11 protein-coding genes and 1 tRNA gene are annotated in these 12,393 nt (G+C 51.8%); 5 read left to right on the top strand and 7 right to left on the bottom strand.

The features are described from left to right. Positions 1–135: 135 nt before the first annotated feature. A tRNA-Ile gene (locus J8X26_RS11865) sits at positions 136–212 on the bottom strand. A 142-nt stretch (positions 213–354) separates the two neighbouring features. Between J8X26_RS11865 and mug the strand changes: the two genes are divergently transcribed. Further along, complete coding sequence (mug, locus tag J8X26_RS11860; RefSeq protein ID WP_152324067.1) at positions 355–852, top strand: G/U mismatch-specific DNA glycosylase; 498 nt, start codon at positions 355–357, stop codon at positions 850–852. Positions 853–936: 84 nt separating this feature from the next. Here mug and rpoD read toward each other — a convergent pair whose 3' ends face one another. The 3 genes from rpoD to rpsU all read right to left on the bottom strand — a co-directional run bounded on the left by rpoD (position 937) and on the right by rpsU (position 5,061). Beyond that, entirely contained in the window at positions 937–2,769 is a 1,833-nt protein-coding gene (gene rpoD, locus J8X26_RS11855) for an RNA polymerase sigma factor RpoD (RefSeq protein WP_208950968.1), read from the bottom strand. 192 nt (positions 2,770–2,961) lie between these two features. Then, positions 2,962–4,710 (bottom strand): DNA primase, encoded by a 1,749-nt coding sequence (dnaG, locus tag J8X26_RS11850; RefSeq protein WP_152324066.1) that lies wholly within the window; start codon positions 4,708–4,710, stop codon positions 2,962–2,964. Between the two features lie 135 nt (positions 4,711–4,845). Then, complete coding sequence (rpsU, locus tag J8X26_RS11845) at positions 4,846–5,061, bottom strand: 30S ribosomal protein S21 (RefSeq protein ID WP_001144069.1); 216 nt, start codon at positions 5,059–5,061, stop codon at positions 4,846–4,848. Between the two features lie 315 nt (positions 5,062–5,376). Between rpsU and tsaD the strand changes: the two genes are divergently transcribed. Then, positions 5,377–6,390: a tRNA (adenosine(37)-N6)-threonylcarbamoyltransferase complex transferase subunit TsaD gene (gene tsaD / locus J8X26_RS11840; protein ID WP_208950967.1), complete on the top strand. Its 1,014-nt coding sequence runs from the start codon at positions 5,377–5,379 to the stop codon at positions 6,388–6,390. Between the two features lie 175 nt (positions 6,391–6,565). Here the strand turns inward: tsaD and plsY are convergent, their stop codons facing one another. Next, entirely contained in the window at positions 6,566–7,195 is a 630-nt protein-coding gene (gene plsY / locus J8X26_RS11835; protein ID WP_152324064.1) for a glycerol-3-phosphate 1-O-acyltransferase PlsY, read from the bottom strand. 107 nt (positions 7,196–7,302) lie between these two features. Here plsY and folB point away from each other — a divergent pair, with 107 nt between their 5' ends. Together folB and bacA are read left to right on the top strand one after the other, a co-directional pair. Further along, positions 7,303–7,659 carry a bifunctional dihydroneopterin aldolase/7,8-dihydroneopterin epimerase gene (gene folB / locus J8X26_RS11830; RefSeq protein ID WP_208950966.1) on the top strand — a complete coding sequence of 119 codons (357 nt, stop codon included), beginning with the start codon at positions 7,303–7,305 and terminating at the stop codon, positions 7,657–7,659. Positions 7,660–7,844: 185 nt separating this feature from the next. Further along, positions 7,845–8,669 (top strand): undecaprenyl-diphosphate phosphatase, encoded by an 825-nt coding sequence (bacA, locus tag J8X26_RS11825; protein ID WP_152324077.1) that lies wholly within the window; start codon positions 7,845–7,847, stop codon positions 8,667–8,669. Between the two features lie 76 nt (positions 8,670–8,745). Here bacA and J8X26_RS11820 read toward each other — a convergent pair whose 3' ends face one another. After that, positions 8,746–9,981: a multifunctional CCA addition/repair protein gene (locus J8X26_RS11820; protein ID WP_152324062.1), complete on the bottom strand. Its 1,236-nt coding sequence runs from the start codon at positions 9,979–9,981 to the stop codon at positions 8,746–8,748. Positions 9,982–10,151: 170 nt separating this feature from the next. After that, a complete protein-coding gene (locus J8X26_RS11815) occupies positions 10,152–10,772 on the bottom strand; it encodes a TIGR04211 family SH3 domain-containing protein (RefSeq protein WP_152324061.1) in 621 nt (206 codons plus the stop codon). 307 nt (positions 10,773–11,079) lie between these two features. Here J8X26_RS11815 and J8X26_RS11810 point away from each other — a divergent pair, with 307 nt between their 5' ends. After that, positions 11,080–12,387, top strand: coding sequence for an inorganic triphosphatase (locus J8X26_RS11810; RefSeq protein WP_208950965.1), 1,308 nt, complete (start codon positions 11,080–11,082; stop codon positions 12,385–12,387). The last annotated feature ends 6 nt before the right edge of the window (positions 12,388–12,393 follow it).

The following is a 12,393-nucleotide window of genomic DNA, read 5'->3' as shown; positions in this document are numbered from 1 at the left end:
ATCGGTCAGAAGAGTGGATAGGTTTTATTGCAGTCAACAACCGGTAAGCACTCTGATTATCCGTGCAAAAAATCTCCGGTTTATACTTTAAAAAAACAAAGGACTCACGTTTTTGACGCAAGTCCTTGTTTAATTTGGTGGCCCTTGCTGGACTTGAACCAGCGACCAAGCGATTATGAGTCGCGTGCTCTAACCAACTGAGCTAAAGGGCCGAGGTGCGGGATTATACGGTAAACCTTGCTTACAGGTCTATATGTGTTCGGTTTGTATGCGCGTTTTGTGCACAGTTCTAGTATGTTGTGTTCGCAGACTTTTTTACCCATAACTCGAGCAAATACGTCTCAGGAAAACAATATGCTTACAGATATCCTCGTGGAGGATCTTCAGGTTGTGTTCTGCGGCATTAATCCCGGTCTTTCGTCCGCCCACAAGGGTTATCCTTTTGCGAATGGCAGTAACCGTTTCTGGAAAGTCATTCATCAGGCGGGATTTACCGGGCGTCAGTTAGCACCCGAGGAGTGGCAGCAGTTGCAGGATTTCGGCTGCGGCATCACGGCGCTTGTAGCGCGTCCGACGGTTGAAGCCAGCGAGCTAAACCGTGATGAATTGCGTGATGGCGGTGAGATGCTAAAAGAGAAAATCTTGCGCTATCAGCCGCGTGCATTAGCCATTCTGGGTAAGCAGGCCTTCAGCAAGGCGTTTGGCATCAGCAAAGTGAACTGGGGGCATCAGGCGCTGAAAATTGGCCGGACAGAGGTCTGGGTTTTGCCAAATCCCAGCGGGCTGAACCGTGCGACGCTCGATGAGCTGGTCGCTTCATATCGTGAGCTGTATACGTCGCTGAATCCCTGAATTTCTGGTGAATCCGGATAAAAAAAAGCCCCGCCATTTCCAGAGAAAGGCGGGGCTTTTTAATGGCTGACAGCCTGAGGACGATTAATCGTCCAGGAAGCTGCGCAGCACTTCGGAGCGGCTTGGGTGGCGCAGTTTACGCAACGCTTTCGCTTCGATCTGACGGATACGTTCACGGGTAACGTCGAACTGTTTGCCCACTTCTTCCAGAGTGTGGTCAGTGTTCATGTCGATACCGAAACGCATACGCAGAACTTTCGCTTCACGTGCGGTCAGGCCAGCCAGAACGTCATGCGTCGCAGAACGCAAGCTTTCAGACGTTGCAGAATCCAGTGGCAGCTCGAGGGTAGTGTCCTCGATGAAATCACCCAGATGCGAATCTTCATCGTCGCCGATTGGCGTTTCCATGGAGATTGGCTCTTTCGCGATTTTCAGCACTTTACGGATTTTGTCTTCCGGCATCAGCATACGCTCAGCCAGCTCTTCCGGCGTAGGTTCGCGGCCCATCTCTTGCAGCATCTGACGGGAAATACGGTTGAGTTTGTTAATCGTCTCAATCATATGTACCGGGATACGGATGGTACGCGCCTGGTCGGCGATGGAGCGGGTGATAGCCTGACGGATCCACCAGGTCGCATAAGTTGAGAACTTATAACCACGGCGATATTCAAACTTATCAACGGCTTTCATCAGGCCGATGTTACCTTCCTGGATCAGGTCGAGGAACTGCAGACCACGGTTGGTGTATTTTTTGGCGATAGAAATAACCAGACGTAAGTTTGCTTCAACCATCTCTTTCTTCGCGCGACGGGCTTTCGCTTCGCCGATCGACATGCGACGGTTGATATCTTTAACCTGCTCGATAGTCAGGCCAGTTTCTTCTTCGATCTGACGCAGTTTCATCAGGCCGCGCTGTACATCTTCGGTGACTTCTTTCAGCTTCTCAGACCACGGTTTACCCATCGCCAGAGCTGCATCGAACCAGGTATCACTGGTTTCGTTACCGGCGAACAGATTGACGAAGTTTTTCTTCGGCATTTTGCACTGTTCAACGCACACTTTCATGATCAGACGTTCCTGAGCACGAACGCGATCCATCATGGAACGCATGCTGTTGACCAGGAAATCAAACTGTTTTGGCACCAGACGGAACTGCTTGAACACATCAGAAAGTTTCAGGATTTCTTCTGCTGCGCTCTTGTGACTACGGCCATTTTTCTTGATGACCAGACGCGTCGCTTCATGCTGTTCACGCAGTTCGGTGAACTTCTGGCGAGCCAGTTCCGGATCGATGCTGTTGTCGTCTTCAGCATCGTCGTCTTCATCTTCGTCGTCATCATTCTGCTCTTCTGTGGTCAGTTCAGAACCCACGTGAGTTGCAGTTGGCGCGATTTCTTCTTCGGCGTTGGGGTCAACAAAACCCGTGATCAGGTCAGACAGACGAACTTCACCTGCTTCAACACGGTCATATTGCTCTAACAAATAAGTGATAGCTTCAGGATATTCAGCAACGGAGCACTGGACCTGATTGATACCGTCTTCGATACGTTTGGCGATGTCGATTTCGCCTTCACGGGTCAGAAGTTCAACGGTACCCATCTCGCGCATATACATACGCACAGGGTCGGTGGTACGGCCAATTTCAGATTCAACGCTGGAAAGTACCTGCGCCGCCGCTTCTGCAGCGTCTTCGTCGGTATCAGGGCGGTTTTCGGCCAGCATCAAATCATCGGCGTCCGGTGCTTCTTCAAGTACCTGGATGCCCATGTCGTTAATCATCTGGATGATGTCTTCGATCTGGTCGGAATCGACGATATCTTCCGGCAGATGGTCATTGACCTCAGCATAGGTCAGATAGCCTTGCTCCTTACCACGGGTGACAAGTAGCTTAAGCTGTGACTGCGGGTTTTGCTCCATAAGACGGTATCCACACTTCAGAGTATTTGGGTTGGTGTCGGTCGGGTAACATCGCCAACAATAACGTTAGGGGCGTTTATTGTGCCGCGGCCCACCAGGGCGGCTCTGCGCAGGGCCATGCCCCGCTATATATCGGCACTTAAGCCGTGTTTTCTGTGGTAACGCCTGAAGCCTTACCTTTATATGTTTTTGTTAACTCTTTCTCGCTAACACCTGATTCAGGGAACTGACTTCTGTACGTTCCTCTGGACTCAGGCCATGCGTCCTGGCTTTTGCTATCAGGGTTTCAAGCCGCTGCTCTAAAATAGAGTCATACAGGCTGGCCAGCGTGGCACGAAATTCCTCTTCGACCATCTCCTCTACGATCATGTGGTTCCATGTCGCCAGAGTTTCAAGTTGCTGGTAGAACTTATTGTCACGATACAGTTCCAGTAATTGGCCTGTTGTGAGCCCTGGCTGGGCTAAGCAAGTAGTCACTAACTCGCTGAACAGATCTAATCCTGGTTGCTTCGCTTGCTCCAAACCTTGCAGCGAGGGTATAAGTGTAGCCAGTTGTGGGTTTTGTACCAGTAACCCTATAAGTATACGCATGGTTGTGCGTTTTAGCTGGGGCGCCTGGTAGACATTGCTCCCTTCTGCCTGTTTAGGCATCAGCTTTTCTAACTGGCTGTCATCTAAAATGCCGAGCTTATTCCCTAACTGCTGACGCAAATACATCCGTAACGTTTCACCGGGAACCTGGCGGATCAGCGGCAATGCCAGCATGCTCAATTTGGTCCGCCCGTCAGGGCTGCTCAAATCAACCTGCGGCATCAGCGAATCAAACAGGAAAGTGGAAAGCGGCATTGCCTGTTCCATCCTTTGTTCAAACGCATCTTTGCCTTCTTTACGCACCAGCGTGTCCGGATCTTCGCCGTCGGGTAAAAACATAAAACGCAGCTGACGGCCATCGTTGAGATACGGCAATGCCGTTTCCAGTGCGCGCCACGCGGCTTCACGCCCCGCGCGGTCACCGTCATAACAACAAACGATGTTATCCGTGCTGCGGAACATCAGCTGAATGTGGTCCGCCGTCGTGGAGGTTCCCAGAGACGCAACGGCATAATCGATGCCGAACTGCGCCAGTGCGACGACGTCCATATACCCTTCAACGACCAGCAAACGTGCCGGAGAAGGGGCTTTCAGCTGTGCTTCATACAGGCCGTACAACTGGCGGCCTTTATGGAAAATCTCGGTTTCCGGTGAGTTCAGGTATTTCGGCGTATCGTTGCCCAAAACCCTGCCACCAAATGCAATCACACGGCCACGTTTGTCGCGTATCGGGAACATCACCCGTTCACGAAAACGATCATAGCTGCGTCCGTTGTCATTGGTGACCAACATACCGGCGTCGATCAGAGACGCTTTATCATCGGCATTCTTACCGAAACGCTTTAACACGTTGTCCCAGCCCGGTGGGGCGAAACCGATGGCAAAATGATTGATGACGTCTTCACTTAAACCGCGCCGGGCAAGATAGTCTCTGGCCGGTGCACCCGCCGGTTGTTTAAGTGATTGCTGATAGAACTCGCTAAGCGGTGCCATCAGCTGGTAGAGGCTTTGACGCTGATGACGCTCCATCTGAGTCGGGCCAGTGCCTGCTTCATACGGCACTTCCAAACCTTGCATTGTCGCCAGTTCCTCAATGCTTTCGACAAACTCAAGTCTGTCATAGTTCATCAGGAAATCGACGGCATTGCCGTGGGCACCACAGCCGAAACAGTGATAAAACTGCTTATCGCCATTTACGGTAAATGAGGGTGTTTTCTCATGGTGGAAAGGGCAGCACGCGTGATAATTTTTACCCTGTTTCTTGAGCTTTACACGAGCGTCGATCAAATCGACGATATCGATACGAGCCAGCAAGTCATTGATAAATACGCGCGGAATTCTCCCAGCCATAAGCCCCTTACTCACTAGCCTATAAACGAGAACAAGCCGCGCATTCCTTTCGGAAAGCACGGCCTTCGTATGCTACTACGCAGTCTGCGCGTTCTTAATATTGCAAATCACGCGATTTGGGGTTGCCCCCGAAGATTAATACAGACGAGTGCGGCGTGCGTTTTCGCGAGCCAGTTTCTTGGCGTGGCGTTTTACTGCAGATGCTTTAGCGCGTTTACGTTCGGTAGTCGGTTTTTCATAGAATTCACGACGACGAACTTCTGCCAGAACACCTGCTTTTTCGCAGGAACGCTTGAAGCGACGCAGAGCTACGTCGAACGGCTCGTTTTCACGTACTTTAATTACAGGCATGTGCCTCTCACCTCGATAAAATCGGTTTGTTTGCTGATGTTGTACCAGCACATTTCAAAATGGTGCGGAATTTTACTCCAATTCGCGTCGTCTTGTAAAGCACAACGGCAAATTGAAGCGGGCGCCTTTTGCAACCCTTCTGCAACATAGTGCGCTCGCTTTTGCGTCGGGCGGCGATTATATACCAATCAATCCAAATTGCTCGACATTAATTGCCGGCCGCGTGAGGAATTCCTACACCAGTGCAGCACTGGTCGGGGCTTGTGTGCTAAACTGCGCGCCGCGAGTTAGCGCGAAACTATGACGGAAAGAGTGATGCGAGTACTGGGTATAGAAACGTCCTGCGATGAAACCGGAATTGCAGTTTATGACAGCGAAGCCGGTCTGTTAGCCAACCAACTGTATAGTCAGGTAAAACTGCATGCAGATTACGGCGGTGTTGTGCCTGAACTGGCCTCGCGTGACCATGTACGTAAAACAGTACCGCTTATTCAGGCTGCGCTGAAAGAGGCCGGGCTGACCGCTCAGGATATCGATGGCGTGGCGTATACCGCCGGTCCGGGGCTTGTCGGTGCGTTGCTGGTCGGCGCAACCATCGGGCGTTCTCTGGCGTTTGCCTGGAATGTGCCGGCGGTGCCTGTTCATCATATGGAAGGCCATTTGCTGGCCCCAATGCTGGAAGATAATCCGCCTGATTTTCCGTTTGTCGCCTTGCTGGTTTCTGGTGGCCACACGCAGTTAATCAGCGTGACGGGCATCGGTGAATATACCCTGCTCGGTGAGTCCATCGACGACGCCGCAGGCGAAGCATTTGATAAAACAGCCAAATTATTAGGGCTGGATTATCCTGGCGGCCCGTTGCTGTCGAAAATGGCGGCGCAAGGTGTTGCCGGGCGATTTACGTTCCCGCGTCCGATGACCGACCGTCCGGGGCTGGATTTCAGTTTTTCCGGCCTGAAAACATTTGCCGCCAATACGATCCGCGGTAATGACGGCGATGCCCAAACCCATGCCGATATTGCCCGCGCATTTGAAGATGCCGTGGTGGATACGCTGGCCATTAAGTGTAAACGCGCACTGGATCAGACCGGTTTTAAACGCCTGGTCATGGCCGGTGGTGTCAGCGCAAACCGTACGTTGCGCGTGAAATTAGCCGAAATGATGACTAAGCGTGGAGGCGAAGTATTCTATGCTCGCCCTGAATTTTGTACCGATAACGGTGCGATGATCGCTTATGCGGGTATGGTGCGCCTGAAAACGGGTGCAACGCCGGACTTAGGGGTGACCGTACGCCCGCGCTGGCCGCTGGCTGAGTTGCCGCCAGTCTGAGCGGGGCTGCGACTGCGTTGCTGCGTCGACCCGAAATGCTCACATACTTGAGTATGCTGCGCTTTCAGGTCTCCTGACGTCTTGTCTCGCTCCCGCTCTGTCAGGCTGGATGAGCTAAAAAAATAATAAAAAAACGACCCTCATGAGGTCGTTTTTTATGTCTGGAATGTAGCGGTTATTCGGACTTATCTTCTTTCGCGGCTTTACGCTTTTTCTTCAGCTTATCCCAGATTTTCCCTTCCTGACCGCGCCACAAACGCTGAATATTGTCGTGATGACGCAATAAAATCAGGCAGGAAAGCATGGCGACCGGGAATGTGAATTCAGGTTTAAACCACCAGACGTAGAAAGGTGCGATGAGCGCACTGACAATCGCGCCCAGCGAAGAGTATCCGCTGAGCAGTACGGTCAGAAGCCATGTGCCGGTCATCAGGCCGGTTAAGTCCCAGCCGATAGGTGCAATGGCACCGAAAGCGGTGGCCACGCCTTTGCCGCCTTTAAAACGGAAGAAAACCGGGTAGATATGGCCGACGCACGCCGCAATGGCGGTCAGACCGAGATACATCGGAGGAATGTTCAGACGGTACGCCAGCCAGACGGGCAGCATGCCTTTGAGGACATCGAAAATCAGAACGGCCGCTGCGGCCACACGTCCACCCAGGCGCAAAACGTTCGTAGCACCGGGATTGCCAGAACCTGCCGTGCGCGGATCCGGTAAGCGGGCGACCCGGCAGACCAGAATCGCACTCGAAATTGAGCCGCAAAGGTAGGCGAAAATAATCATTCCAAGCGCGGTAGCACTCATAAAGCCGTTCCGTCTAATAAGGGTCGTTTTAATCGCAACATCCATGGATAATACGCATTTTCTGCTGGAAGTGGTATCCGGCTGGGCCAAAAACAGAGAATCGCGTGATGGATATCGTATTTATTGAGCAACTAAATGTAATCACCACTATTGGCGCTTACGACTGGGAACAGACCATTAAACAGAAACTGGTGTTCGATATCGAAATGGCGTGGGACAACCGAAAATCCGCCGTCAGTGACGATGTTAATGACTGTTTAAGCTACGCCGATGTCAGTGACGCCGTCATACAACATGTCTCCTCACAGAATTTTGCCCTGGTTGAACGTGTTGCCGAAGAAGTGGCGGCGCTGCTGCTGGCGCGTTTTAACTCGCCGTGGGTACGCATTAAGCTCAGCAAACCCGGCGCGGTCGCGCAGGCGGCGAACGTTGGCGTGGTGATTGAGCGCGGAAAACGCAGTTAAATCCTGCCCTGAATAAAATTCAGAATCCGGTCGTATTTTAATTGTCATAAAAAAGCGTTAAAAGAGCACTCGGGGCTACGGGGCACCCTTTGCAGAAGCGGCGCAGATGAGCCGCTTTTTTATTGTTTGTTGTTTTAGCTGTTTTTTCCGATTAGCGGATACTTAATAGGGTTGGGTCGATAATGATTGCTGAAAGTCATTCATTGCTTGTAGCGGCTATTTTGGGTGTTGTTGAAGGGCTGACGGAGTTCCTGCCTGTCTCCTCGACTGGTCACCTGATTATTGTGGGTAATCTACTGGGCTTTACGGGAGATACGTCGAAGTCCTTTGAGGTGGTTATTCAGCTGGGATCGATTCTGGCTGTGGTTGTGATGTTCTGGCGTCGATTGTTTGGCATGATTGGCCTGCATTTTGGCAAGCCACCAGCTCATGAAGGCACGGGGACGCGCCGTCTGAATCTCGGGCATATTATTTTGGGGATGATCCCGGCGACCGTACTAGGTTTGCTTTTGCATTCACAAATTAAATCTCTTTTCGAGCCTAAATACGTCATGTACTCGCTGGTTGTCGGCGGTGTTTTACTGATTGCCGCTGAATTGCTAAAACCCAAAAAACCGCGCGCGGAAGGGCTCGATGACATTACCTACGTGCAGGCGTTTATGATTGGCGTTTTCCAGTGTCTGGCGCTCTGGCCGGGATTTTCCCGTTCGGGTGCAACCATCAGCGGCGGGATGTTAATGGGCATCAGTCGTTTTGCGGCGTCTGAGTTCTCCTTCCTGTTGGCGGTGCCAATGATGATGGGCGCGACGGCGCTGGATTTGTATAAGAGCTACAGCTTCCTGACCATGGCCGATTTGCCGATGTTCGCGACCGGTTTTATCAGCGCATTTATCATCGCGCTGATTGCCATTAAAACCTTCCTGGCAGTGATTAAGCGTATTTCGTTTATCCCGTTTGCTATCTATCGCTTCTTTGTTGCGATCGCCGTGTACTATGTCTTTATCGCCTGATAATTGCTTAGCGCAACCATAAAAAAGCCCCGCAGGATATTCACCCTGCGGGGCTTTTTTTGACAGATGATACGGGTTAACTCGCCACTTCCTGCTTTTGTTTCCAGTCTGCCAGTGCTTGTGTCCGGCGCTTTTTAAGCTCATCGCGGATTTCTATTCCCTGAAAACCGGCATCCAGCACCTCTTTATTGCTAATGCTGCTCGCCACTTTGAAGGCTTCGCGCAGGTAATCACCCTGCGGATAAGGGTTATTTTCGAACGTTGTACGCCCCCGTGCGTCAGCTTCGCTGGTCATGATCATCTGTTCCAGACGCTGCGGTTTACGCCAAACGTCGATGGTATCGAACAGTTTCAGCAAGGTTTCCGGGCGCAGCTTATTCACGGTGTGGATGAGGTCATGGAACTCGGCCACCAGTTTTGCCAGATCGCGGATATGTGTCGGCACTTTCAGGCGCTGACAGATATTCTCCACCAGTTTCACACCCGCCGGACCGTGGCCGTGATGAGCCGGCCAGAATTGCGGCGGGGTCAGCGCTTTGCCCACATCATGGCAAAGCGCTGAAAAACGTACATCCACTTCCGGCGTCAGTGTGCTGGCGATTTTCAGTGTCATCAGCGTATGAATGCCGGTATCAATTTCCGGATGCCATTTCTCCGGCGCGGGCACGCCAAACAACGCATCGATTTCAGGGAATAACACTTTCAGCGCGCCGCAATCCCGAAGCACCTGGAAATACACCTGCGGATCCTGTGTTTGCAGCGCCTTTTCGGTTTCTTTCCAAACGCGTTCTGCCGTCAGGGCTTCCAGCTCACCACTTTCGGCCATCTGCTGCATCAGCGTCTGCGTTTCAGGGGCAACGGTAAAACCTAAATGAGCAAATCGCGCCGCGAAACGGGCTACGCGTAGAACGCGTAACGGATCTTCTCCAAACGCATCTGAAACGTGGCGCAGCAGGCGCAATTCGATATCACGCTGGCCGTGATAAGGGTCGAAAAGTTCACCGCTGTCACTTTTGGCGATAGCGTTAATAGTCAGGTCACGCCGCATCAGATCCTGCTCGAGCGTGACATCCGGTGCGGCATAACAGGTAAAACCGTTGTAGCCTGAACCCGATTTTCTTTCCGTCCGCGCCAGCGCGTATTCATCATGAGTTTTGGGATGCAGGAACACCGGGAAGTCTTTGCCGACCTGCTGGTAGCCATTTTCCAGCATGTATTCAGGCGTTGCGCCGACCACCACCCAATCGTGTTCAGACACAGGCAGGTTTAATAAACTGTCTCGGACTGCGCCGCCGACCAGGTAAATCTCCACGCAATAACTCCTGAAATAAGTCAATTCCAACGCATTATGCTGCTGAAAGCCGAGCAGGGCGCTCTGCCTTTATCATAGCAAAGTTGTGTGGTTGATTTGCAGATTGATGCAAACACGAAAAGGCACCGGAGTGCCTTCACGTTGAACGAAAGTTGGAGCGGGTTAAGCGATCAGCTCATCCAGCGATCTTTTTTCCTGCGACGTGGAACCAGGTGCGGCAATACCAGACCCAGCACCAGACCGACACCGGCAACACCACCGCCGTACATAAACCATTGTAAAATAATGGTACGTTGCTTGTCGTCTAGCTGAACATTCACCGCGTCTACTTTCTTCTGCGCAACGATCAGCTGATTTTTCAGATCCTGATTTTCTTTCTTCAGGTTGTTGATGATGCTGTCGCTGGAGCCGACTTTCGTCTGCATTTCCGCGGTACGCTGGTTCCAGCTGGAATCAATATTCGTCAGCTTATCGGTTAGCGTTTTAACCTGTTGTTCCAGATCCGGAACGCGGGTTCGCAGGCTTGGGACATTACTTAACTGGTCGAGAGGGATCCACGCGGTTTTCCCTTTCGAGTCAACGATTTCGCCATATTTAGTGCTGTCGTTGACGCTGCGCAGGGTGACTTCATCACCGGCATTCAGCGTGCCAACAATACGATACTGATTACCCGGACCGCTGTGGATATAGGTGATCAAATCGTCGGAGATATAGCGCTTCTCGTCGGCGTGGGCAGTCCATGTGATGCTTAAACCAAGCAAAGCGAAACCAATTAGGCGTAATTTCTGCATTATTTCATCGTTTCTTTGTGAATTTAGGGAACGTGAAGTGCGGATCCGTTTTATCGGGATACGTCTTCTGGCAACCGCCATTTTCAGGCCATTGCGGCAAATTATTCGGTCAGTGCAATAAAAGTTTGGTTATTGCGAAACTTTGGAAACCGATATTAAGGGCAACAGTGTGACGACGCAATGTATAAACCGGAATGAGAACTATCTTACAATCCCGCAACATGCGGCTTGCGCGCTGTGCTTATGGTAGAATTGGAGCGACGCGTTAATCCCTTATTGGCAGCAAAGAATCGGTGTGAAGACTCCTATGACCGTAGAAATAGAATTAAAATTTATCGCCACCCCGGCCGCAATCGCCGAACTTCCTTCGCAGCTCGCGGTTTTCAACGCTGAGCACACCGCGCCATCGAAACTGACCAACATCTATTTTGAGACCGCGGATAACTATTTACGTTCGCATGATATTGGTCTGCGTATCCGTGGCTTTGACGATCAGTATGAAATGACCATCAAAACCGGCGGAAAAGTGGTGGGCGGCCTGCATCAGCGCCCGGAATATAATGTTGAGCTTAAAAAGCCGGTGCTGAAACTCAGCGCGTTTCCGAAAGATATCTGGCCGGAAGGGTGTAAGCCTGCTGCGCTGCAAAAAGAACTGACACCGGTGTTCCGCACCGATTTCACCCGCGAGAAGTGGGTGATCACTTACGGCGAAAGTGAGATTGAGCTGGGCCTGGATCAGGGTGTAGTGATCGCCGGTGAGTTGTCTGAGGCGCTGGCCGAAATTGAGCTTGAGCTGAAAAAAGGTAATACCGGGGATTTACTGAAACTGGCGGCAGAAATAGGGGCGCACGGCGGTTTACGTCAGGGCGGTTTCAGCAAAGCGGCTCGCGGTTATCATCTGGCGAAGGGCAATCCTGCGCGTGAGATCAAACCGTTGCCGGTGTTTAAAGCTCAGCCGAAAGCGACGGTGGAACAGGCAATGTCCGCCATGTTCGAACTGGCGCTGGATCACTGGCAATATCATGAAGAATTGTGGGTTCGTGGCGACAAAACCGCGCGTCTGACCGTTCTGCAGGCCGTCGAAACCGTGCGTCAGATTCTGGTGCTGTTTGGCGGACTGGTACCGCGTAAAGCGTCATCGGAATTGCGTACGTTGCTGACCGATCTGGTGCCTGTTCTGGAACAGAAATCTGCTGATGCGCAGGAAATTTGTTACAGTGCCAGCTACCTGAAATGCAAGTTAGTGCTCACTTCCTGGCTGGCCACTTCAGGCTGGACACCATTCATCGATGATAAATCAGCGAAAAAACTGGAAGGCTCCTTCAAGCGTTTCGCAGATATTATGCTGGGCCGTACCGCCGCAGATCTGAAAGAGGCGTTCGCGCAGCCGCTGACCGAAGAAGGGTATCGCGATCAGCTGGCGCGTCTGAAACGTCAGATTATTACCTTCCATTTGCTGGGCGGGGCTTATCCTGAAAAAGATGTCGCTGCCTACATTGCTGGCTGGGCGGACCTGCAGCAGGCCATCGTTCAGCAGCAGCATGCCTGGGAAGATTCAGCCCGTTCCCATGCAGTGATGATGGATGCGTTCTGGTTAAACGGACAACCTCGTTAATTGACT

Source organism: Rahnella sp. ChDrAdgB13 (assembly GCF_017655185.1).
GTDB classification, from domain to species: Bacteria; Pseudomonadota; Gammaproteobacteria; order Enterobacterales; family Enterobacteriaceae; genus Rahnella; species Rahnella contaminans.
The sequence above is the reverse complement of the archived record's forward strand: the minus strand, read 5'-3'. Positions and strand labels throughout refer to the sequence as shown.

What these genes read in the sequence shown, in the direction of transcription:
- folB (WP_208950966.1), top strand. Translation starts at nt 7,303, where the DNA reads ATGGATATCGTATTTATTGAGCAACTAAATGTAATCACCACTATTGGC.
- J8X26_RS11810 (WP_208950965.1), top strand. Translation starts at nt 11,080, where the DNA reads ATGACCGTAGAAATAGAATTAAAATTTATCGCCACCCCGGCCGCAATC.
- tsaD (WP_208950967.1), top strand. Translation starts at nt 5,377, where the DNA reads ATGCGAGTACTGGGTATAGAAACGTCCTGCGATGAAACCGGAATTGCA.
- J8X26_RS11815 (WP_152324061.1), bottom strand. Translation starts at nt 10,772, where the DNA reads ATGCAGAAATTACGCCTAATTGGTTTCGCTTTGCTTGGTTTAAGCATC.
- dnaG (WP_152324066.1), bottom strand. Translation starts at nt 4,710, where the DNA reads ATGGCTGGGAGAATTCCGCGCGTATTTATCAATGACTTGCTGGCTCGT.
- mug (WP_152324067.1), top strand. Translation starts at nt 355, where the DNA reads ATGCTTACAGATATCCTCGTGGAGGATCTTCAGGTTGTGTTCTGCGGC.
- rpsU (WP_001144069.1), bottom strand. Translation starts at nt 5,061, where the DNA reads ATGCCTGTAATTAAAGTACGTGAAAACGAGCCGTTCGACGTAGCTCTG.
- rpoD (WP_208950968.1), bottom strand. Translation starts at nt 2,769, where the DNA reads ATGGAGCAAAACCCGCAGTCACAGCTTAAGCTACTTGTCACCCGTGGT.
- plsY (WP_152324064.1), bottom strand. Translation starts at nt 7,195, where the DNA reads ATGAGTGCTACCGCGCTTGGAATGATTATTTTCGCCTACCTTTGCGGC.